Raw genomic sequence first — 19,205 nt, 5'->3', positions numbered from 1 at the left:
CGAGTGGCTCCATGCCTACAATCACCACCGAGCCCACACTGCCCTCAAGGGTCAGACACCGGCCAGCCGCGTCACCAACCTCTCAGGTCAATACACCTAGCCCGGGTTCCCCGTTCAATCCGGCGTATCGGGATGCAGGAATCCACGAAATGGGCATCCTCGTGTTAGTGTCTTTGTCGCTGTTACGGAGAAAAGCGAAACACTGTTTCTCCGAATCACCCTGCGCGGGTGGCGGAATGGCAGACGCGCTAGCTTGAGGTGCTAGTCCTCGAAAGGGGGTGGGGGTTCAAGTCCCCCTCCGCGCACAGGAAACCCCTGGAAGATCGCTGATCTTCCAGGGGTTTTGTCGTTTCCCGGCTTTGATTGGAGGCTCCGGTCAAGAGCCGGGCCGCGGCGCGAACATGATGATCCCGACGCCCACAATGCAGAGCACTGCGCCAACCACGTCCCAGCGGTCCGGCCGGAAACCATCGACGAGCATTCCCCATGCGAGGGAACCGACAATGAAGACCCCTCCGTACGCGGCGAGGACGCGGCCGAAGTGGGCGTCGGGTTGGAACGCCGCGACAAAGCCGTAGATGCCCAACACCACCACCCCGAGACCGGCCCACCACCAGGCCTTTCCCTCACGGACCGACTGCCAGATGAGCCAGGCGCCACCTATCTCTGCGACGGCGGCAAGAATGAAGAGGATGGTGGACTTCAGGACGGTCATGCTCCCAGTATTCACGGTCGCTGGACTCAGTTATCCACATACGTCGATTGGCAGGTTCCGGTCGTGGATTCCACCGAATAGCTTTGAGTGCAGGAGATGCACTAAGATATTGAAGTCTGTGTTGCGCCCTCCTTCCGAGTCTTCGGCGGGGGAGCGAGCCACAGCATCGCAAATGAACCTCCTGTTACGGAAATACCGTAACCGCTTAGCCCAAAGGAGGTGGGTTCACATATGCGTCCTTACGAATTGATGGTAATCATCGACCCCGAGGTCGAAGAGCGTACCGTAGAGCCGTCGCTTCAGAAGTTCCTCAATGTCATCACCACCGATGGTGGAACCATCGAAAAGGTTGACATCTGGGGCCGTCGCCGTCTGGCATACGACATCAAGAAGAAGTCCGAAGGTATCTACGCAGTGGTGAACTTCACCGCTGAGCCGGCTACCGCCAAGGAACTTGACCGCCAGCTGTCTCTTAACGAGACGATCATGCGCACCAAGATCATCCGCCCCGAAGACCAGAAGGTCGTTGCTGAGTAATCAGCCCCTTCCAGATCTTTACACCGCAGGAACGAACAAGGAGGCAGTAGATGGCAGGCGAAACGACTATTACGGTCATCGGTAATCTCACCAATGACCCGGAGCTGCGGTTCACCCCGTCTGGCTCAGCAGTAGCGAACTTCACCATCGCTTCTACTCCCCGGACCTTTGACCGTCAGTCGAATGAGTGGAAGGACGGGGAAACCCTGTTCCTCCGCGCTTCCGTCTGGCGCGAAGCTGCCGAGAACGTGGCCGAGTCCCTCACCAAGGGCATGCGCGTCATTGTTTCCGGCCGTTTGAAGAGCCGTTCCTACGAAACCAAGGAAGGCGAGAAGCGCACCGTTATCGAGCTTGAGGTCGATGAAATCGGCCCGAGCCTGCGTTACGCAAACGCCAAAGTCAACCGTACCCAGCGCTCCGGTGGCCAGTTCGGCGCCGGAAACGGTGGCCAGGGTGGCTTCGGTGGCGGTAACGCCGGTGGCTTTGGAGGAGGCGCTGCAGCTGGTGCAAGCCAGGGCGGCAACTCCGGTGGAAACTGGGGCGGCAACCAGCCCGCACAGCAGGATGACCCCTGGGCTACGCCCGGTGTCAGCAATGCAGGCGGCTGGGGCAACGGCCCGGATTCCGAACCTCCCTTCTAAACACCAAGAAAAAGTCCGACGCCGGAACCCGCCGGGACTGCCGCAAGGCACCCGGGCGACTACCGCCGTCGAACACCACCATCCCGTGGATCAATATCCACGGGCTCCATAGAAAAGGAGCTCCACGATGGCTAAGGCTGAACTCCGTAAGCCCAAACCAAAGTCCAACCCCTTGAAGGCCGCTGACATCACTGTCATCGACTACAAGGACGTAGCACTGCTGCGCAAGTTCATCTCCGACCGCGGAAAGATCCGTGCTCGTCGCGTTACTGGCGTTACCGTTCAGGAACAGCGCAAGATCGCCCAGGCAATCAAGAACGCCCGCGAAGTTGCTCTGCTGCCTTACTCCGGCGCTGGCCGCGGCTAAGGGAAGGGATTAACTAACATGGCAAAGCTCATTCTGACCCACGAAGTAACCGGTCTCGGTGCTGCTGGCGACGTTGTCGAGGTCAAGGACGGTTACGCACGTAACTTCCTGCTGCCCCGCGGCTTCGCTCTGACCTGGACCAAGGGTGGCGAGAAGCAGGTTGAGTCCATCAAGGCTGCCCGCGCTGCTCGTGCCCACGCTTCTGTTGAAGCTGCACAGGCACAGGCTCAGGCTCTGTCCTCCAAGAAGGTCAAGCTTGAGGTGAAGGCCGGCGAGTCCGGTCGTCTCTTCGGCACTGTCAAGCCTGCTGATGTCGCTGCTGCTGTTGAGGCCGCTGGCCTTGGCGCCATCGACAAGCGCAACGTTGAACTGCCGAACCACATCAAGTCTGTCGGTTCGTACCAGGCCAACGTTCGCCTGCACGAGGATGTTTCCGCTGTTATCGACCTCGAGGTCGTAGCAGGGAAGTAGTCTCTGACTGCTAAGAAGGACCCCCGTCACCGGTTTCCGGTGGTGGGGGTCCTTTTGCTTTCGAGGTCGGCGTGTGGAGCTCCGACATGACGTGTTGGTAGCCCGTCCTGATCATTTCTGCGAGGACCTCACGGTCCACGTCGTCCAGCCGGTTGATGTACAAACATGCAGCCCCGGTCTTGTGTTTGCCCAATTCAGGAAGCAGTCGATCGGCGTCGGGACCGTACGTGAGGCCATAAAGTGCCAGGTTTGCCTTGCGCGGTGAGAATCCGACGGCGGCGGAGTCACCTTCGCGTCCACTCTCGTATTTGTAGTGGTAGCTGCCGAATCCGACGATCGTCGGCCCCCACATGACGCCTTCCTTTCCAGTGATCTCCTGCATCATCCGCCGCAGCTCCAACCCGTCGGCGCGCCGGCCGGGGTGCTCCACCGCGGACAGGAATTCATCCACGGACATGCCCGTGGGCTGGGTCTTGTTCTCTGCCATGGTCGTAGTTTCGCAGACACGCGGTTGGCCGGCCACCCAGTGATAGCCTGCAGCGGTGACTTCAGAATCCTTGCGTATCCGCCCCTTCCACCAGGTCGACGTCTTCTCGGCCCAGCCGTATCGCGGTAATCCCCTCGCAGTTGTGGTTGATGCAGAGGGACTGAGCAGCGAGACAATGCAGCACTTCGCCAACTGGACCAACCTTTCCGAGACCACCTTCCTTCTTCCTCCCACGGATCCGCGTGCCGATTACCGTGTGCGCATCTTTACTGGCAGCGAGGAGTTCCCGTTCGCCGGGCACCCAACCCTCGGTTCCGCCCACACCTGGCTGCAGGCCGGTGGAGAGCCCAAGACGGATGGCGTGCTGGTGCAGGAATGCGGCGCAGGTTTGGTTCGAGTGAAGCACGACGCCGGAAGGCTGGCTTTCGCTGCACCACCACTGACCCGCTTCGAAGCAGTGGACGCTGCCGTTCGTTCCCAGCTGGCAGCCGGTCTGAGGCTTTCGGAGGACGCCTTGCTGGACGCATCATGGCTGGTAAATGGCCCGGAGTGGGTTGGTGTCCTGCTTGAGTCTGCAGAACAGGTCCTGGCGATCGAACCGGATCTCGTGGCGATGGGTGACCTCAAGGTCGGGGTGATCGGCCCACACGAGCCTGGGTCCGACGTCGACTTTGAAGTGCGCACGTTCATTCCGGGCGACGCCATGGTGGAAGATCCCGTGACCGGAAGTTTCAACGCCGGTGCAGCGCAGTGGCTGATCGGCACGGGGCGGGCACCTGATGAATACGTGGCGGCGCAGGGCACTGCCTTGGGCAGGGCGGGGCGCATCCATGTGAAGGCTGAGGACGGTGACATCTGGATCGGAGGGGCATCGGCTACGTGCATCCAGGGCACCGTGCTGCTCTAGCCCCCCAAGTAGGTAGCAGCTGATGCCCTTATGAACGCTCAAAACGGCATCATCTGCTACCTACAACTTGGGGGATGGATTGGCGTCCCCCCGGGCGAGCGTTTAGCGTGAGACTTATGTCAGCATCCGATGCTTCCGCGAAGGCCAACGGCAACCCTTTGCTTGTCCTTGGCAAGATCACGTCCATCCTGGACGCCTTCTCCCTGTCGAAGCCGGTGCTGCAGCTGAGCGACATTCGTGAGCACACGGGGATGCCGACCTCCACGGTGCAGCGTCTCGTCACCAACCTGACGTCCCAAGGATTCCTGGACCGGGAAGGCGACGCGTACCGCATTGGCATGCGGATGGCGTATTGGGCAGCTCCGGCCACCCGTGGCATGGAAGTGGTTGACATTCTAAGCCCGCTGCTCAAGACGTTGCGCGATACTACCGGTGAGACTGCGTGCTTCTTCAAAGCAGAACAGCACTACCGCGTTTGCGTCGCCATGGCAGATACCCGTCACGCGCTCCGGCGCGAGATGCACCTTGGCAAGATCATCCCGCTTCATGCGGGTTCGGCGGGAAGGGTCCTGCTTGCTTGGTCTCCTGAACTGATGGAGGCTGTCCTTCAGGACCCGTTGGAGCCGATCACGGACTACACCATCACCAGTTCCGAGGAATTGGAGACAGCAGTCAAGAAGACGCGGGCGGATGGCTTTGCTATTACCGTGGGGGAGCGGGAAGACGGTGCCTCCGGGCTATCGGCGCCTGTGTTCGATTCAGCTGCTGCCCTGGTGGGAGCAGTCACCATCAGCGGCCCGACGCTGCGGATGCCGCTGGAGACGTGCCAGGCGTGGGTGGAACCTTTGCTCGCAACAGCGGAACACATGACCAGACTCATCGGCGGGCGGTTCCCGGGGGAGTCGTAAGGGCTATTAAGAGCTAACGGGTAGTAACCAAACGGGCGTACACGCAAGGAGCACATTATGCATTCTGCACGGAATTTTGAATCGATCGCCATTATTTTCAATCCCAACAGCACAGGTGATGCACCCGAACTGGCTGAGCAATTACAGGTCAAGCTGAAGGACATGCTCTCCTACGCCCCAGAGATTACCCTGCAGCCTACTGAACACGCTGGACATGCCGTTGAGCTGGCCAGGACGGCGGCGGCAAAGGGAGGCGACGTCCTGGTTGTCTCCGTGAGTGGTGACGGTGGCTATAACGAGGTTGTCAACGGAGTAATGCAGGCCGGGAACCCGCAAGCCGTGTGTGCGGTCATGGCCGCGGGCAACGCCAACGATCACCGTCGGATCACGGGAACCAAGCCACTGGAAGAAGCTATTGTTGAGGGCCACGTCCGGAAGATTGACCTCTTGAGCATTCACACAGGCCAAAAAGAAGGCCAGCCTTTGGAATATGCGCATTCCTATATCGGATTTGGTCTCACACCTGTTGTGGCCACCGAGCTCGAAAAGGGCAGCAAGGGAGCCCTGACTGAAATGGTCTCCGTCATTAAGACGTTTTCAAAATTCGAGCCATTCGCCATCCGCACATCCGATGGCAAACGCAGGAAATTCGACAGCCTGGTTTTCGCCAACATCCCCGAAATGGCCAAGTACGCCACACTCAGCGAGGCCGAAGATCACCCCTCTGACGGAAAATTCGAAGTCATCGTCTTTCCACACATGCCCAAATGGCGTGTGCTGCTGACAGCCCTCCGCGCAACCACCCAGGGCCTGGGCGATCAGCCGAGCGTGAGCAGCTACGAATTCACTACGCTCAAACCCTTGCCGTACCAGATGGATGGTGAAGTGAAGACAGTGGAAGCCAATGTGAAAGTCAGGGTGGAATGCGCTCCGGCCGCCCTGGCTACGGTGGGCTAAGGCCAGCTTCACTGGGCTGCAAGATCGGCTACATGGATTCGGCGGTCTACTCGTTCATAGTGAGTCTCTGGAACGTGTTCTGCTCGTCCGGTTCTTAGGCAAGAATCGCCGTTCAATGCGTATGAAATTCTACGTGTTGCCATCGATCAAATCTCAACGCTGCGGCACTAACGGTCAAGCTGGCCCGACATGCCATTCGAGCGCATAGGCCGCACTTCCAGCGCGGCCTATGTCTGCCGGTTCTTGAGGGAAACTCCGGCTCGATGATGCCGCAAAAAAATTCTCCTCGATCCTGGGTAATGAGAACTGCGTCACGTTTCCGTGTGCGCGCACACCTAGTAGGTGTCGGCACGTCAGTGTTGGCCTGGTGACGCGGGCGGAGTGAGGCAGTGACGGCCGTATTCTATTGTGCGAAAACTTATATAGGGAATTTAGGTAGTCACGAGTGGCGGGGGTACACGGCGTCCTACAACTTTGGTGGAGGAATGCGGTACTTCTACAGCCACGGTGAAACCATGGCTTGGAACACGTGGTCAAGCTCCTATAACCAGTACTCGACTATTCCAGGGAAAGTCCAGAACCCATGATTTCGGAGCGGCAAATGAAACGTCTGTTGAAAACCCGAACCACAACTGTCCTTTTAGGAGCAATTCTTCTCGGCGGTGCCGGAATCGGAGTTGCCAGCGCTACATCCCAGCCCACAGTCACACCCGAAGTATCGCCCCAATCGCCCGCCGTCGTGTTGAGTGACGCCCCCTTCGAGAAAAATGCCGCTGGACAAACGTATGGGCTTCCAACTGAGGTCGAGGGGGTTTCCGTTGAACCGGACCTGATTCGGGCCTATGCAACCAACGATCGAATTGGGTACGTCAAGAACAGCGAACGAAAAGTAGCAAGTGGCGATCCGTCGCTATTCAAGTCGCCAGAAGAAGCATTGCATTGGCAGGCAAACCGACCGAAGGGTCCGGTGAGTATCCCAGTCTACGACCTCGACGGCGTCACGGTCATAGGTGAGTTCGTCTTCTCAGAGGGGACCGTCACTTCGAGTACTGACAAATAGATAAGGCGGGATTGAACGGCTCACCCCGGAGCGCAGCCAGCTTCGGGGTGACGTCTGTCCTTCCGGCAATCGACATCAAGCGAACCCTCACTTTCCACCGCAGGCCGCCGTCACGAAGTCGTAGATACGCCCACGTAATTCATTCGGTGCTGCAACTTTCAGCACGCCTTCCCGTGCGCCCACCGAAATCCTTAGCGGCAACAGCGTTCCCACCTTATCCTCGGCCACTGCATGCGGGTCGCATCGCGCCGGACGGATCGTCAAGGGTAACTCCCTCATGGCCGCGTCAGAGGCTATCGTGATGTCGCGGGGCCAGGGATCCGCAGGCGATTCGGCCAGCAGGGTGGTTCCCTCGATGGACTTGATCATGAGCTTTTGGGGCGACTGACCGGGGGTGCTCACAGGGGTGATGACAAGACGCACGACGGCGGTGCGGCCATCCGGGGCCACCTCAAGGGCGGGGTCCAAGACGATGGCGGCTACGGAGGCAGCATCGGCTCCCAAACACAGCTCGTCGCTGTTCCGGGGCAGGACGTTGAACGGATCCCGCGCCTCAACCGAGGTTTCCGCGGGTCCCTTAGCTGGTTCCGAATATTGAACGACGGCCGTGACTTGTCCAGTGGGCGACTGCCTGCAATGCGGAGCAGGCAAAGCGGCGGGAAGGCTCTTGGGCTGCCGGGGTGGTAGCTCCAGGACGCCGGTTGTTGGCTCCCAGATGATGTCTTTCCCAAACAACGGGGAAGTCAGCCGCACACCACTCACGGTAAGGGGAGTGTCTGTGGTGTTGGTGAGCTGAATGAGGATTGCTTGCTTGCCGTATTGGTCGCGGGACTGATTGACCTCCACGGCGATGGGCTGATCGCTGGAGGTGGCTGGCGGTTCCTGGTGGGGGACACCGTCACATGACGCCAGAGGCAGCACGGACACCAGAGCTACGCATGCCGCCCAGTAACGCCACTCCCTGATGACCATGCCAACAGTGTAGGCGGGCTATGGCAGTCAATTTGTAAGCATGCTTAGCTTAGTCTCACCACAGATGCCGAAGGCACACAGAAGGGAAATCCATGTCCACCGTTACCCAGCTGTTCAACACAACTGCCGCCGACGTCTGGAATGTCATCGCCGATGGCTGGCTCTACTCCGGGTGGGTAGTTGGCGCCTCAAGGATTCGTGCGGTGGATGATCATTGGCCACAGGTCGGTTCAAAGCTGCATCACTCTGTGGGAGCCTGGCCGCTCCTGCTCAACGACAGCACCAGCGTCACCGCCGTGGAACCTGGACGGAGCCTGGAACTTTTAGCCCGTGGCTGGCCCGTAGGTGAAGCAAAAGTGCGTATTACCTTGAAGGATCTGGGTGGCAACCAGTGCCGCGTTTCCATGGCTGAGGACGCCACCCGGGGCCCGGGAAAGGTGGTGCCGAAGGTGCTCCGGGATCCTATCATCACCGTCCGCAACCGCGAGACACTAAAACGGCTGGAGTTGATGGCAGCCGGCGGAGCGGGGAAGCCAAGCTAGAGCCTTGCGACGGCCAGCCCGGCAGCCCGCATCGCCTCGGCATCAGTCGCTACCAACAGACGCAACCTCAGCTGCCGTAAACGTGCCCTTGAAACTGTCCGGGGCAACCAGAATGCTCATGCTCTGGCGAGAGGGTTGACGGCGTGCAGTGGCAGGTTGCCCTCGGCGATAGCGATCGCGTTGAGGGCGCTGAGCCTGGCCATTTCGGCGCGGACAGGGACGGTTGCGCTGCCGACGTGTGGCAGGAGAACCGTGTTGGGCAGGTCGGCGAGTCCGGGCGAGAGGCGGGGCTCGTCCTCAAACACATCCAAACCAGCCCCGGCGATGACGCCGTTGCGGAGGGCCTCCACGAGAGCAGCTTCGTCCACCACGGGACCTCGGGCTGTGTTGATGAGGATGGAGTCGGGCTTCATCCCTGCCAGAACATCGGCGTTTACCAGGTGTCGGGTCTGTTCGTTCAGCGGAACATGCAAGGAGAGGAAGTCGCTGCGCTTCACCAGCTCGAGCCAAGGCACTTGCCGGACCTTTCCTGCGAACTCGCCGAGTTCCTGGTCGGAGACCGGACGGTCGCCGGGTGGCCGTGGGGCGAAGAGCACTTCGATGCCGAAACCCAGGGCCCGCCGGGCTACGGCGCGGGCGATCCTGCCGAAACCAGCCAGGCCCAGGACGGCGCCTGAGACGTCCCGCCCGAGCATGAACTCCGGTTCCCATCCGAGGAACTTTCCTTCGCGGACAACCCTGTCGGCTTCCACCACGCGGCGCGCAGTACCGAGGATGAGCAGCATGGTGATATCCGCCGTCGCGTCGGTCAGGACGCCGGGTGTATTGCCAACGAGGATGCCGTGCCGGGTGGCGGCTTCGACGTCGATGTTGTTGTAGCCTACGGCGTAGTTTGAAACGCCTTTCACCCGCGCCCCGGCCAGCAGTGGCTCGTCGATGACGTCTCGTAATTGAGTGAGGACAACGTCGTAGTCTCCCGAAGCGCACAAGCTTGAAAGTGTTGCGTAATCAGGCGGCTGGGGAAGGACCGTGACCTGGCCGGCGTCGGAGAGCAATTGCAGACCGGGCTCAGGGATGGCCGTAGTGACAAGGAAGTGGTTGCCCACGGTTAGTCGCTTCCTGTGGAGGACGGGATGACCCAGTCGAAAGCCGCAGCCCGGGAGCGCGCGCCTTGGGCAGCCTTTGAGCGGTTGGGCTCGCCCAGCTCGGCAAGCAGCTTCTCTGACAGGACCACGAGTTCGCCAAACACGTCCGGCGTGAGCCATTCGGGACGTGTGGCGAACAGGATGTCCTCGCTGGAGGTGTTGCCGCTGGCGCCGGGCGCGAACGGGCAACCGCCCAGGCCGCCCAAAGCGCCGTCCACCATAGCGGCGCCCGCCTGGATTGCAGCGAGGGTGTTGGCCACGCCCAAGCCCCAGGTGTCGTGACCGTGATAGACGATCCGCCGGGCAGGGGATTCATCCCGTACCCGCGTGATCAGGCTGGAAACCTGGGCGGGAACGGCCTGCCCCAGGGTGTCGCAAATGACGATGTCCGTGGTGCCCTCGGCCCGGGGATCGTTGGCGATCGAAAGGATCCGCTCCTCCGGAACGTAGCCCTCGAAAGGACAGGTGAAGGACGTTGCGATGCAGAGTTGTATCTGGCCTCCGACTGCCCGGGCGTACTCAACCGCCTCGGGCAAAGCCGCCAGGCTTTCGTCCGTGGTGCGGCCAATGTTCGCCTTGTTATGTGAATTGGAAGCAGACAGGCAGTATTGGAAATTCCGTGCGCCCGCAGCTGATGCCTTGGCAACGTGGCCGGGTGTCGCTACCCAGATCCAGCACTTTTCCAGTTCCTCGGGAGTGAGTGCCTGGACTACTTCCAAGGTGTTCGCCATGGTGGGGACCAGGTCAGCCCGGGCCATGGATCCCAGCTCAATGGCCGGCACGCCCAGCCGCAGTAACTCCCGCACAGTTTCGATCTTCTGCTCAGTGGGCAGGAGTTTGCCGGTGAGCTGAAGCCCGTCCCTCAGGGTGACGTCCCGCAGGATGGTGTTGCCCAGAGTGTTGCCCAGTGTTGTGGCAAGGGGGCTTTCAAAGCTGGTCATGGTCGGAGAGCCTCCTCGCGGCCCGAAGCCGCATCGATTTGCGCAGCATCCAAGTGAAGGAGCCCGCCAAGGATTTCTTCAGTGTTTTCGCCGAGGTCCGGTCCCAGATTGCGGATGGGCAGGGACTGGTCTCCGATCACGGGAACGATGCCCGGGAAACCTACCCCCGGAAGGATCTCCTCGCCAGTGGAAACGTCGAACTTCTGGATCATGTTGCGGGCCGCGTACTGGCTGTCCGTGCTGATGTCCGCGGCTGTGTAGATGGGACCAGCCGGAACCCCAGCGGCATCAAGGGCTGCCAAAGCTTCAGGAGCTGTCAGCTGCGCGGACCATTCGCCGATGGCTTGGTCCAGTTCCTCGCGGCGTGCCCAGCGTCCTGCATTGCTCTGCAGCTCCGGGTCCTTGGCGAGGTCCGCCCGGCCGATGGTTTCCATGTACCGCTGGTAAATGGAGTCCCCGTTGCCGGCCACCACAATGCTGGCACCGTCCTTGCAGACATAGGCGTTGGAGGGAGCGATCCCTTCCATTCGGCCGCCGACCCGCTGCCGGTCCACGCCATAGGCCTGGTAATCCGGAATGAGCGATTCCATCATGGAGAACATCGCCTCGTTCAGCGCGACGTCGATGATGCGCTCGGTGAGCGGCACAGCGCCAGCCGAGTCCCGGCGTCGTGCTTCACGCTGGTACAGGCTCATCATGGAGCCGAAGGCGGCGTAAAGGCCCGCGATCGAGTCTCCGATGGAGACGCCCACGCGGACGGGCGCGCGGTCCGGATCGCCCACCAGGTTGCGGAACCCGCTATACGCCTCGGCGACGGCGGCAAAACCGGGCCGCTCGGACAGTGGCCCCGTCTGCCCAAAGGCAGAGATGCGGGTGACGATGAGGTCCGGATTGGCCTGATTGAGGACTTCGGGGCCGAGGCCCCACTTTTCCAGCGTTCCAGGACGGAAGTTCTCCAGCAGGATGTCGCATTTTGCAACGAGCGCCAGCACGGCCTGCCTGCCCGCTTCCGTTCGGAGATCCAGGACCACTGACTTCTTGTTGCGGTTCAGCGTGCGGTAGAGCATCGACGTGTTGCCCTTGTGGAGGCGCCAATTGCGGAGCTCGTCTCCGGTGCCTGGACGCTCGACCTTGATGACTTCAGCACCGAAATCGGCGAGCAGCCTGCCAGCCGTGGGAGCGGCGATGTAATTGCCGAGCTCGAGGACTCGAACGCCGTCCAATGGGGCGATTGTTTGGTGTGTCATGGTCTTCTCTCGTGCGTGCTTCGTGATGGGACGGTTGGCGGGGCGGTCAGAACAGCAGGCTCAAGGGCAGGATCAGCAAGATCGCGACCACCGAGGCTACCGAAACTCCCACGGTGACCGATTTCAATGCACCCCTCACACTCTGGCCCAAAAGGGACTGCAGGAGCCAGAACGTGTTGCTGGTGACGTGAACCATGAAGAGCGATCCGGCGCCGGCTGCGAGGGCGAGCAGTACTGGATCCAGGCCGATCGCGGGAGCGATGGGTGCCAGCAGGCCGGCTGCCGTAATGGCGGACAGGGTGACAGACCCGACGGCGATGTGCAGCACTGCGGCGATGGCCCAGACCACCAGCAAGGGGGCGACGGTGCTCGCTGAGAAGAAGCCACCAAGGATATCGCCGAGGCCGGCGGCCTTTACCGTGGCCGCCAGGGATCCGCCCACACCGGTGAGGATCAGGATCTGGCCGCTTTCCTTGAAGCCGACAGTGATGGCCTCCTCAACCTTCTTCTGCCCGATGGATGCACGGGTGACAAGGCACGTACCAATGAGTCCGATGAGAAGGGCGATGACGGGTTCGCCAAGCAATTGGAGCCAGGGCAGATCAATCTTGAAAATCTGCAGGATGGCTCCGGCGCCGATGAGGATCAGGGAAGTCAGGAGCGGTGCAAAGAGCATGATCAGCGGCTTCTCTTTGCTCTCGCGTTCGGCAACAGCCACTGCAGCGCCGGTTGGCTTCGTGTTGGAGCCGACTGCGGACTTGCCGGCGGTATTTGTTGCGGGGAGGGGGCCGCTGGTGGGCTCCTCGCCCTCGCTGTCTTCCTCGGCCACGAAGGTGTGGTCCTCGTCCTTGGTTTCATTCCAGAAACCGCGGCGGAAGAGGAACGTCATGATGGCAATGGAAATGATGATGGTCGGAATAACCAGCAACAGGCCGAAGAGCAGCATCTTGCCGAGTGGAACGTTGAGGAGGCCTGCCAAGGCCAGCGAGGCTACGCCCGGAACCGTAAAGACAATGCCGCATTCCAGGGCGATGGCCATGGCGGTTGCCATGCGGGCTGTACCCAGCTTTCCGATTTTCGGGGCGAGTTTGCGGGCCAGCGGGGCTGAGATGACGAGCAGGACGTCAAGGAAGATGGACTGGAGGAGTGTGCCTATTGCCAGGCCCATCGTGTAAGGCAGGCGTTTCGGGCCAAAAGTCTTGAGCAGATGCTCCACAAGGCGCCGGATGGCGCCACTCTGATTGAGGATGGAGCCCATTAAGACGCCGAAGGCGATGAGCAGGCCGACGTCCACCATGATCTCACCGAAGCCGGAGGTGATGGTTTTGACGGTCTCTTCGACGCCGAGGCCGACGGCCAGGCCCAGGTATACGGAGGCGATGACCAGGGAGATGACGGGGTTGACTCTGAAGCGGACGATCAGCACGACGGCGGCCAAGACCGCTACAGCTGTGTTGATCAGAACAGCAATGTCTGACATGGGGGAATCCGATCGTTGGGCCTTCCACTCTGAAGGCTTGGAATTGATGCGCGCCGTGAGACAGGCCACATCACTGATCCCATATTATGAGTTTAAACTCATATTGCAAGCCTCTTCGACAAATTAGACTGAGCCAATTGGGTGGCCGGTCCTTCATGATCCAGCCCCGCAGACTTAGCATGGTCCACAGGTACACCAACTGGGGGAGTGTGTAATGGGGCCATTGGAATCGACTCAAGCCAACGTGACTGGCGGGGCAACAGCCCGGACGGATGAGGGAGGTGGTTCCCCTTTAGGTCCCGGTTCCAGGGCAGCTGTGCAGGCCAAACGACGGCGTCCTGCCCGAGTGAGGAAACTCGACCTCGCCATCATTCTGATCTTGGTCATCCTGCTTGCCCTGTCGGCCACTCCTTGGCCCTCCGCCATGTTGATTCGCAGTGTTTTTGAGCGCGGAGCGCAGTCCACCATTGACGAGATGGCGCCCTACGTCCCGGACACTCCGTTGGAGGAGCGGGCCGGTGTCGTTTATAAGCCCGGTTCTACTTTCGATGTTTTCAGTCCTGCCGGCACTACCGAGGCGCTCCCGACGATCGTCTGGATCCATGGCGGTGCGTGGATCTCGGGGGCTCAAGGCGATGTGGAACCCTATCTTCGGATTCTTGCTGCCGAGGGCTACACGACCATTGGGGTGAGCTACCCGATCGCGCCGGAGGCCGTCTACCCCACCGCGATACGGGACATCAACGATGCGCTCGGCTACATCAAAGCGCACGCCAGTGAATTGAACGTGGACACCACCCGGATTGTTCTGGCTGGCGATTCAGCAGGCGCGCAGTTGGCCAGCCAAATGACCACTCTCACTGTTAACCCCGAGTATGCCAACCTGATGGGGATCCAGCCCGCGCTCCAGAAATCGGACCTCGCGGCCACCATCCTGCATTGCGGTGTGTATGACCTGCGGGCCATGGCCGACCTCAATGGCCTGGTTGCGTGGGGCTTCAAAACCTCGCTGTGGGCCTACACCGGAACGAAGGACTGGTCCTCCACATATGCGGGCAGCACCATGTCCACCATTGATTTTGTAACCAAGGATTTCCCGCCGACCTTCATCAGCGGCGGCAACGGCGATGGTCTGACGTGGCTTCAGTCGGTTCCCTACAGCAATCGCCTGAAGGAAGCGGGTGTTCCGGTGACCGAATTGTTTTGGGCCGCGGACCACGATCCCGAACTGCCGCATGAGTACCAGTTCCACTTGAACTTCGCCGAGGCGCGCGATGCCAGGGACAAGACCTTCGACTTCCTGTCCACGCACGCCGCCAGGTCGAAGTGAGCTAAATGTGGGGAAGAGTGGAGTACGGCCGGCTTGGGAGGTGTCCCGCTGACCATGGCCGAACCGGGGGTTCCAGTGGAATCTCCCCGCGACCGTCGCGGATCACCAACGCCACCGTGCCTATCGCCGCGGCAAGGGAAGCCGCACCCAACAAGACCAGGACAACAACAAAAGCCATAGACATCGCCATGCACCTCTAGCCTTAATTTTACCGTCGTTCGTCGCTCGACGTCCGGATGGGACCTGGCTCTTCAGCTGGGGAAGCCCTGACCGTACCTATGGGAATACTTCGTGATGCTCCCTCGTTCACTCATTTAGATGCATATGCATGTAAGCTGGGAATGAACGAGCAACAGGAGAATGCCATGGAAACCCGCCGCATCACCGTCCTTTCCGCCGGACTCGGCGTCCCGTCGTCGAGCCGCCTGCTGGCGGACCAACTGGCCGCCTCCGCCGAGCGGCAGTTGCGCGCGGCAGGATATGAGGTGAGGATTGACGTCGTCGAGCTGCGGGACCTGGCGGTGGACATCGCCAACAACTTCGTGACCGGCTATGCCGCGCCCCGCCTCGCAGAAGTGATCGCCGGCGTCGAGGATTCAGACGGAATCATCGCCGTCAGTCCCGTTTTCAGCGCGTCCTATAGCGGCCTCTTCAAGTCGTTCATCGACGTCCTGGACCCCAAGTCCCTCGACGGCAAAGCCGTACTGCTTGGCGCCACAGGCGGCACCGACCGCCACCAGATGGTCCTGGACTACGCCATGCGGCCGCTGTTCAGCTACCTCAGGACCCGCACGGCTGCCACCGGCGTCTTCGCCGGGCCCCAGGACTGGGGAAACGACGACGGCGGCTCGCCCCTCTCAGCGCGAGTGGACCGGGCGGCCGGCGAACTCGTGCAACTGCTCAGTGGCGCCCAGCCGGGCCGCAAGGCCCCGGCGCTGGAGTCACTGCCCTTCGAACAGCTGCTGGCCGGCATTTCAGCCGGCAGGTAGTCCGAACTTTTCACCGGGTCCGATCGTTGGGCCAAGCATGAAGTGTCCTGTGGATTCCATTGACCTGGTGATGAGCGAACGAAGCGGCGTGGAGATTGACTATTGCCCGCAATGCCGGGGTGTATGGCTGGACCGCGGTGAGCTGGACAAGATCATTGATCGCGTCGCTGCCGACTCCATGCCGGCCCCTGCGAGGCAGGCGCCGGCCCCGCCGCACCCTCCGATCGCACCGCCGCCCGTCTACAACCCCTTTGAATCGCGGCCCCAACAACCCCGCTACGATGACCGCGGCGATCGACGCGACTATGACCGCCGGGATTATGAGCGCAGGGGTGACTATGACCGTCGCGACGAATATGGCCGTAAACGCAAGAAGAAGGAAGGCTTCCTGGGAGACCTTTTCGATTTCTAGCCGCCGTTAGTCTTCCAGGAGCTCGATGAATTCACGGGCCTGTTTGATGGTGATGTCCGAGTGGCGTGTCAGTGCCAATGCTGCGCCCTCCACATCACCGCTTTTTGCCAAGGTACGGATCCGTCCGTAGATCTCGTCGTTGAGCATGTTGCTGCTCACTTCGCGCGTTACATCGCCCTTGCTGACTATTGCCCGGTACCGGTACGGGAAGCGCTCGGGCTCGTCGTCGTCGTCCGACAGGAGATCCTTGGGCTGCGCCTCCGGCGTGAAGGGCTGGGGGTGTGCGGCCAGAGCGCCCACGGCGTCGCGTGATGCCCGTAGACCCTCACCGGTGGCCTGCAGATACAGCTTGATCGCTGCCATGCCCTGGCCCTGGGCAATAAGCGAGTAGAGCCGCCTGTGCTGTTCCTCGTTCAGCTTCGCCGCCGATTCTTTCGCCAACTGCACTGGATCCTTGGGTGGGTTGGCCGCAGCGGCGCCGGCCTTGGTCTCGGCCGAACGCTTGCTGAAGGAACGCATAAGCAGCAGTACGCCCGCAATGACCGCGATCAAAATTACGAGCGGGATAAACAAGGAATCCATGGCGTTGTCAGAGCCGATCTACGTAGTTCTTAGCAGTGAGTAAGTCTGAATGGGTTGCCTGGCGGAAGACCTTGATGGCTTCGATCTTGCGCCCGCTGCGGACCAGGTTCTGCAAGTCGAAGGCGAGCTGGGGATTGAGCTGGCCATTGGGAAGCACCGCTGGCTGGTGCCCGCTTTGGGCGCCGGCCGTCCTGGCTGCTTGAGCCTGATGAGCAGCGCGGCTTTGTTCCGTCTGCTGGGTGTGCTGGGCCTCGTTCTGGCTTGGCTTGGTGGAAGCCTCGATTTTGGCGCGGGCAGCAAGGGCCGCCTGAACCTGGGAGGCTTGGTGCGCTGCGGACCGGGCCGCAAGTTCGTGTTGATAACGCTCGGCATCCGAAAGGCCTGTGTCGCGCGGTTTGAAAGCCGCTGAAAGCGCCCACAGCAGGCCCAGGAGGACAATTAGCGGAAGGGCAATCATCAGCACGTCACCAAAGTTCATCCCCATGCTTAGAGCTTATGCCAGAACTTGGTTATCCACAGCACATTCCATTCCCGGCATAGACTTCTGAGAGGACAGTGTCAAATTAGGGCCCTCTTTGTAAGACGCATCACATTTGCGGCATGTTTAGCATGGATTTTGGGCTACGACGACCAGCCGGCCGTGCCGGGTCTGTGGATGATTTTCCACCAAAACTTTCTTTGCTCCACAGGCTGTGATGAGTGTTTCCGCAGGTCAGAAGCTAGTTGCCGCAAAAAGAATTTCTCTATCCACAGGGTAACGCACAGACTGTGCACAACGTGGGGGCGGTATTCCACAGGTTATCCACATGTGGGCTTGACAGTGGACTTTGCGCCCGGACTGCGCACCGCTAACGTGGCTCGGGTACCTGTTTCAGTATGGAATTTGCCCTCTCAGTGACCTTCAGGCAGCCGCGCGCAAACGTGCTTGGGGAGACTTCTGTGGATAAGTTGTGGAAATTGGGGAAAGCCGAAAATTGTCGGACCCCCATGGATATAACAGGAGCACTCGGCTGGTCCGGAGGCTCGGGCAATCCATCCCAGGTACACCTGCGCTTTACGCACCACTGAGGACTAACTCTCTGCAGCGGTACACAAATGGAGGACGGCTTTGTCAGTTACGCACTTGGACTCAATCGAGGGCGCACGCGCTTCGGACTCGAGCCGGAAACCTCCGCAGGACATCCCCGCTGAGCAGTCAGTCCTTGGCGGCATGATGTTGTCCAAGGACGCAATCGCAGACGTCGTCGAAATTGTCCGTGGCCACGACTTCTACCGTCCCGCCCACGAGACCATTTACGAGTCGATCATTGACCTCTACGGCCGCGGCGAACCTGCCGACGCAGTTACGGTCTCCGATGAGCTGACCAAGCGCGGAGAGATCAACAGGATCGGCGGACCGGCCTACCTGCACGAGCTCATCCAAACCGTTCCCACAGCCGCCAACGCAGGCTATTACGCCGAGATCGTGGCAGAGCGCGCAGTGTTGCGCCGACTCGTGAACGCCGGCACCAAGATCGTCCAGATGGGCTACGGCCAGGACGGCGAAGTGGAAGACCTCGTCAACCAGGCACAGGCCGAGGTCTACGCGGTTGCTGAAAAGCGTACTGCCGAAGACTACGTGGCGTTGAAGGACGTCATGGAGTCCACCGTGGACGAGATCGAAGCTTCCGGGCATCGCGGCGAAGGCATGGTTGGCGTTCCCACCGGTTTCTATGAGCTCGACGAACTGACCCATGGACTCCACCCGGGCCAGATGATCGTTATCGCTGCCCGCCCTGCCGTCGGTAAGTCCACGTTCGCGTTGGACTTCGCCCGCTCCGCCGCTATCAAGAACAACCTGGCCACAGTCATGTTCTCCCTCGAAATGGGCAGGAACGAGATCGCGATGCGCCTGCTTTCCGCCGAAGCGACCATCGGACTGCAGGACCTTCGTAAGGGCACGATCAAGGACGAGCAGTGGTCCAAGATCGCCACCACCATGGGCCGAATGAACGATGCCCCGCTCTTCATTGACGACAGCCCCAATATGTCGCTCATGGAAATCAGGGCAAAGTGCCGCCGGCTGAAGCAGCAGCATGACCTCAAACTCGTGATCCTCGACTACCTCCAGCTCATGAGCTCGGGCAAGAAAGTGGAGTCCCGCCAGCAGGAAGTCTCCGAGTTCTCGCGTGCCCTCAAGCTGCTCGCCAAGGAACTTCAGGTCCCCGTCATTGCGCTGTCGCAGCTGAACCGTGGTTCCGAGCAGCGCCAGGACAAGCGCCCCATGGTCTCCGACCTCCGTGAATCCGGCTCCATCGAGCAGGATGCCGACATGGTCATCCTGCTCCACAGGGAAGACGTCTACGATAAAGAATCGCCGCGTGCAGGCGAAGCCGACATCCTCATCGCCAAGCACCGTAACGGCCCCACGAAGGACATCGTCGTGGCGTTCCAGGGTCACTACTCGCGTTTCGCCAACATGGCTGGCGATGCCGGTGGTGGCGGCGGGTTCTAGCTGCAGTCGCGGGGCCCCGGC

23 protein-coding genes and 1 tRNA gene are annotated in these 19,205 nt (G+C 60.7%); 14 read left to right on the top strand and 10 right to left on the bottom strand.

What is annotated here, in order from left to right:
• Window positions 1–222: 222 nt before the first annotated feature.
• Window positions 223–305: transfer RNA gene (locus J2Y41_RS21180), tRNA-Leu, on the top strand.
• A gap of 71 nt (window positions 306–376) precedes the next feature.
• Here J2Y41_RS21180 and J2Y41_RS21175 read toward each other — a convergent pair.
• A complete protein-coding gene (locus J2Y41_RS21175) occupies window positions 377–715 on the bottom strand; it encodes a YnfA family protein (protein WP_224165892.1) in 339 nt (112 codons plus the stop codon).
• Between the two features lie 231 nt (window positions 716–946).
• Here J2Y41_RS21175 and rpsF point away from each other — a divergent pair, with 231 nt between their 5' ends.
• The 4 genes from rpsF to rplI all read left to right on the top strand — a co-directional run bounded on the left by rpsF (window position 947) and on the right by rplI (window position 2,731).
• Window positions 947–1,252, top strand: a complete 306-nt coding sequence (gene rpsF / locus J2Y41_RS21170) for a 30S ribosomal protein S6 (RefSeq protein WP_021473324.1) — start codon at window positions 947–949, stop codon at window positions 1,250–1,252.
• A gap of 50 nt (window positions 1,253–1,302) precedes the next feature.
• Entirely contained in the window at window positions 1,303–1,893 is a 591-nt protein-coding gene (locus J2Y41_RS21165; RefSeq protein ID WP_216924481.1) for a single-stranded DNA-binding protein, read from the top strand.
• A 127-nt stretch (window positions 1,894–2,020) separates the two neighbouring features.
• The gene (gene rpsR, locus J2Y41_RS21160; protein WP_003800144.1) at window positions 2,021–2,260 is read left to right on the top strand and encodes a 30S ribosomal protein S18; all 240 of its coding nucleotides are present in this window, start codon (window positions 2,021–2,023) and stop codon (window positions 2,258–2,260) included.
• 18 nt (window positions 2,261–2,278) lie between these two features.
• Window positions 2,279–2,731 carry a 50S ribosomal protein L9 gene (gene rplI / locus J2Y41_RS21155; RefSeq protein WP_223935139.1) on the top strand — a complete coding sequence of 151 codons (453 nt, stop codon included), beginning with the start codon at window positions 2,279–2,281 and terminating at the stop codon, window positions 2,729–2,731.
• A gap of 10 nt (window positions 2,732–2,741) precedes the next feature.
• Here rplI and J2Y41_RS21150 read toward each other — a convergent pair whose 3' ends face one another.
• The gene (locus tag J2Y41_RS21150) at window positions 2,742–3,218 is read right to left on the bottom strand and encodes a DUF1801 domain-containing protein (protein WP_309931481.1); all 477 of its coding nucleotides are present in this window, start codon (window positions 3,216–3,218) and stop codon (window positions 2,742–2,744) included.
• Window positions 3,219–3,273: 55 nt separating this feature from the next.
• Here J2Y41_RS21150 and J2Y41_RS21145 point away from each other — a divergent pair, with 55 nt between their 5' ends.
• The 4 genes from J2Y41_RS21145 to J2Y41_RS21130 all read left to right on the top strand — a co-directional run bounded on the left by J2Y41_RS21145 (window position 3,274) and on the right by J2Y41_RS21130 (window position 7,050).
• Window positions 3,274–4,125 carry a PhzF family phenazine biosynthesis protein gene (locus J2Y41_RS21145; RefSeq protein ID WP_224092534.1) on the top strand — a complete coding sequence of 284 codons (852 nt, stop codon included), beginning with the start codon at window positions 3,274–3,276 and terminating at the stop codon, window positions 4,123–4,125.
• 116 nt (window positions 4,126–4,241) lie between these two features.
• Window positions 4,242–5,033: an IclR family transcriptional regulator gene (locus J2Y41_RS21140; RefSeq protein ID WP_224092536.1), complete on the top strand. Its 792-nt coding sequence runs from the start codon at window positions 4,242–4,244 to the stop codon at window positions 5,031–5,033.
• A 57-nt stretch (window positions 5,034–5,090) separates the two neighbouring features.
• Window positions 5,091–5,990: a diacylglycerol kinase family protein gene (locus tag J2Y41_RS21135; RefSeq protein ID WP_309931478.1), complete on the top strand. Its 900-nt coding sequence runs from the start codon at window positions 5,091–5,093 to the stop codon at window positions 5,988–5,990.
• A gap of 601 nt (window positions 5,991–6,591) precedes the next feature.
• On the top strand, window positions 6,592–7,050 hold the full coding sequence (locus J2Y41_RS21130; RefSeq protein WP_224165889.1) for a hypothetical protein: 459 nt from the start codon (window positions 6,592–6,594) through the stop codon (window positions 7,048–7,050).
• Between the two features lie 87 nt (window positions 7,051–7,137).
• On the opposite strand, the gene J2Y41_RS21125 is transcribed toward J2Y41_RS21130, so the two are convergent.
• Window positions 7,138–8,022, bottom strand: coding sequence for a hypothetical protein (locus tag J2Y41_RS21125; protein ID WP_309931475.1), 885 nt, complete (start codon window positions 8,020–8,022; stop codon window positions 7,138–7,140).
• Window positions 8,023–8,114: 92 nt separating this feature from the next.
• Here J2Y41_RS21125 and J2Y41_RS21120 point away from each other — a divergent pair, with 92 nt between their 5' ends.
• On the top strand, window positions 8,115–8,564 hold the full coding sequence (locus J2Y41_RS21120) for an SRPBCC family protein (RefSeq protein WP_224165888.1): 450 nt from the start codon (window positions 8,115–8,117) through the stop codon (window positions 8,562–8,564).
• A gap of 116 nt (window positions 8,565–8,680) precedes the next feature.
• On the opposite strand, the gene J2Y41_RS21115 is transcribed toward J2Y41_RS21120, so the two are convergent.
• The 4 genes from J2Y41_RS21115 to J2Y41_RS21100 are packed head-to-tail and all read right to left on the bottom strand — an operon-like array spanning window position 8,681 to window position 13,377.
• Window positions 8,681–9,670: a D-glycerate dehydrogenase gene (locus tag J2Y41_RS21115; RefSeq protein ID WP_309931473.1), complete on the bottom strand. Its 990-nt coding sequence runs from the start codon at window positions 9,668–9,670 to the stop codon at window positions 8,681–8,683.
• Between the two features lie 2 nt (window positions 9,671–9,672).
• A complete protein-coding gene (locus J2Y41_RS21110; RefSeq protein WP_309931470.1) occupies window positions 9,673–10,650 on the bottom strand; it encodes a hydroxymethylglutaryl-CoA lyase in 978 nt (325 codons plus the stop codon).
• Entirely contained in the window at window positions 10,647–11,897 is a 1,251-nt protein-coding gene (locus tag J2Y41_RS21105; RefSeq protein WP_224092553.1) for a CaiB/BaiF CoA-transferase family protein, read from the bottom strand. Before J2Y41_RS21105 ends, J2Y41_RS21110 begins: the two co-directional genes overlap by 4 nt.
• A 46-nt stretch (window positions 11,898–11,943) precedes the next feature.
• Window positions 11,944–13,377 (bottom strand): SLC13 family permease, encoded by a 1,434-nt coding sequence (locus J2Y41_RS21100; RefSeq protein WP_309931465.1) that lies wholly within the window; start codon window positions 13,375–13,377, stop codon window positions 11,944–11,946.
• Window positions 13,378–13,723: 346 nt separating this feature from the next.
• Here J2Y41_RS21100 and J2Y41_RS21095 point away from each other — a divergent pair, with 346 nt between their 5' ends.
• Window positions 13,724–14,707 carry an alpha/beta hydrolase gene (locus tag J2Y41_RS21095; protein WP_309931463.1) on the top strand — a complete coding sequence of 328 codons (984 nt, stop codon included), beginning with the start codon at window positions 13,724–13,726 and terminating at the stop codon, window positions 14,705–14,707.
• Window position 14,708: 1 nt separating this feature from the next.
• On the opposite strand, the gene J2Y41_RS21090 is transcribed toward J2Y41_RS21095, so the two are convergent.
• Window positions 14,709–14,885, bottom strand: coding sequence for a hypothetical protein (locus J2Y41_RS21090; protein WP_224165881.1), 177 nt, complete (start codon window positions 14,883–14,885; stop codon window positions 14,709–14,711).
• Between the two features lie 187 nt (window positions 14,886–15,072).
• On the opposite strand from J2Y41_RS21090, the gene J2Y41_RS21085 reads away from it, so the two are divergent.
• Together J2Y41_RS21085 and J2Y41_RS21080 are read left to right on the top strand one after the other, a co-directional pair.
• Window positions 15,073–15,696, top strand: coding sequence for an FMN reductase (locus J2Y41_RS21085; RefSeq protein WP_224167597.1), 624 nt, complete (start codon window positions 15,073–15,075; stop codon window positions 15,694–15,696).
• A 49-nt stretch (window positions 15,697–15,745) separates the two neighbouring features.
• A complete protein-coding gene (locus tag J2Y41_RS21080; protein WP_309931460.1) occupies window positions 15,746–16,108 on the top strand; it encodes a zf-TFIIB domain-containing protein in 363 nt (120 codons plus the stop codon).
• Between the two features lie 6 nt (window positions 16,109–16,114).
• Here J2Y41_RS21080 and J2Y41_RS21075 read toward each other — a convergent pair whose 3' ends face one another.
• Entirely contained in the window at window positions 16,115–16,690 is a 576-nt protein-coding gene (locus J2Y41_RS21075; RefSeq protein ID WP_224092578.1) for a hypothetical protein, read from the bottom strand.
• A gap of 7 nt (window positions 16,691–16,697) precedes the next feature.
• Complete coding sequence (locus J2Y41_RS21070; protein ID WP_224093934.1) at window positions 16,698–17,168, bottom strand: hypothetical protein; 471 nt, start codon at window positions 17,166–17,168, stop codon at window positions 16,698–16,700.
• Between the two features lie 630 nt (window positions 17,169–17,798).
• On the opposite strand from J2Y41_RS21070, the gene dnaB reads away from it, so the two are divergent.
• Entirely contained in the window at window positions 17,799–19,184 is a 1,386-nt protein-coding gene (dnaB, locus tag J2Y41_RS21065; protein ID WP_224092586.1) for a replicative DNA helicase, read from the top strand.
• Window positions 19,185–19,205: the final 21 nt, after the last annotated feature.

Source organism: Arthrobacter sp. 1088, from assembly GCF_031455315.1.
Lineage (GTDB): Bacteria > Actinomycetota > Actinomycetes > Actinomycetales > Micrococcaceae > Arthrobacter.
This window is presented reverse-complemented; position numbering and strand designations above follow the sequence as displayed.

Bases quoted from the DNA above. Each gene is read 5' to 3' on its own strand.
- rpsR (WP_003800144.1), top strand. From the start codon at position 2,021: ATGGCTAAGGCTGAACTCCGTAAGCCCAAACCAAAGTCCAACCCCTTG.
- J2Y41_RS21120 (WP_224165888.1), top strand. From the start codon at position 8,115: ATGTCCACCGTTACCCAGCTGTTCAACACAACTGCCGCCGACGTCTGG.
- J2Y41_RS21105 (WP_224092553.1), bottom strand. From the start codon at position 11,897: ATGACACACCAAACAATCGCCCCATTGGACGGCGTTCGAGTCCTCGAG.
- J2Y41_RS21135 (WP_309931478.1), top strand. From the start codon at position 5,091: ATGCATTCTGCACGGAATTTTGAATCGATCGCCATTATTTTCAATCCC.
- J2Y41_RS21165 (WP_216924481.1), top strand. From the start codon at position 1,303: ATGGCAGGCGAAACGACTATTACGGTCATCGGTAATCTCACCAATGAC.
- J2Y41_RS21125 (WP_309931475.1), bottom strand. From the start codon at position 8,022: ATGGTCATCAGGGAGTGGCGTTACTGGGCGGCATGCGTAGCTCTGGTG.
- J2Y41_RS21175 (WP_224165892.1), bottom strand. From the start codon at position 715: ATGACCGTCCTGAAGTCCACCATCCTCTTCATTCTTGCCGCCGTCGCA.
- J2Y41_RS21075 (WP_224092578.1), bottom strand. From the start codon at position 16,690: ATGGATTCCTTGTTTATCCCGCTCGTAATTTTGATCGCGGTCATTGCG.
- J2Y41_RS21085 (WP_224167597.1), top strand. From the start codon at position 15,073: ATGGAAACCCGCCGCATCACCGTCCTTTCCGCCGGACTCGGCGTCCCG.
- rpsF (WP_021473324.1), top strand. From the start codon at position 947: ATGCGTCCTTACGAATTGATGGTAATCATCGACCCCGAGGTCGAAGAG.
- rplI (WP_223935139.1), top strand. From the start codon at position 2,279: ATGGCAAAGCTCATTCTGACCCACGAAGTAACCGGTCTCGGTGCTGCT.
- J2Y41_RS21110 (WP_309931470.1), bottom strand. From the start codon at position 10,650: ATGACCAGCTTTGAAAGCCCCCTTGCCACAACACTGGGCAACACTCTG.
- J2Y41_RS21140 (WP_224092536.1), top strand. From the start codon at position 4,242: ATGTCAGCATCCGATGCTTCCGCGAAGGCCAACGGCAACCCTTTGCTT.
- J2Y41_RS21100 (WP_309931465.1), bottom strand. From the start codon at position 13,377: ATGTCAGACATTGCTGTTCTGATCAACACAGCTGTAGCGGTCTTGGCC.
- J2Y41_RS21130 (WP_224165889.1), top strand. From the start codon at position 6,592: ATGAAACGTCTGTTGAAAACCCGAACCACAACTGTCCTTTTAGGAGCA.
- J2Y41_RS21070 (WP_224093934.1), bottom strand. From the start codon at position 17,168: ATGAACTTTGGTGACGTGCTGATGATTGCCCTTCCGCTAATTGTCCTC.
- J2Y41_RS21090 (WP_224165881.1), bottom strand. From the start codon at position 14,885: ATGGCTTTTGTTGTTGTCCTGGTCTTGTTGGGTGCGGCTTCCCTTGCC.
- J2Y41_RS21150 (WP_309931481.1), bottom strand. From the start codon at position 3,218: ATGGCAGAGAACAAGACCCAGCCCACGGGCATGTCCGTGGATGAATTC.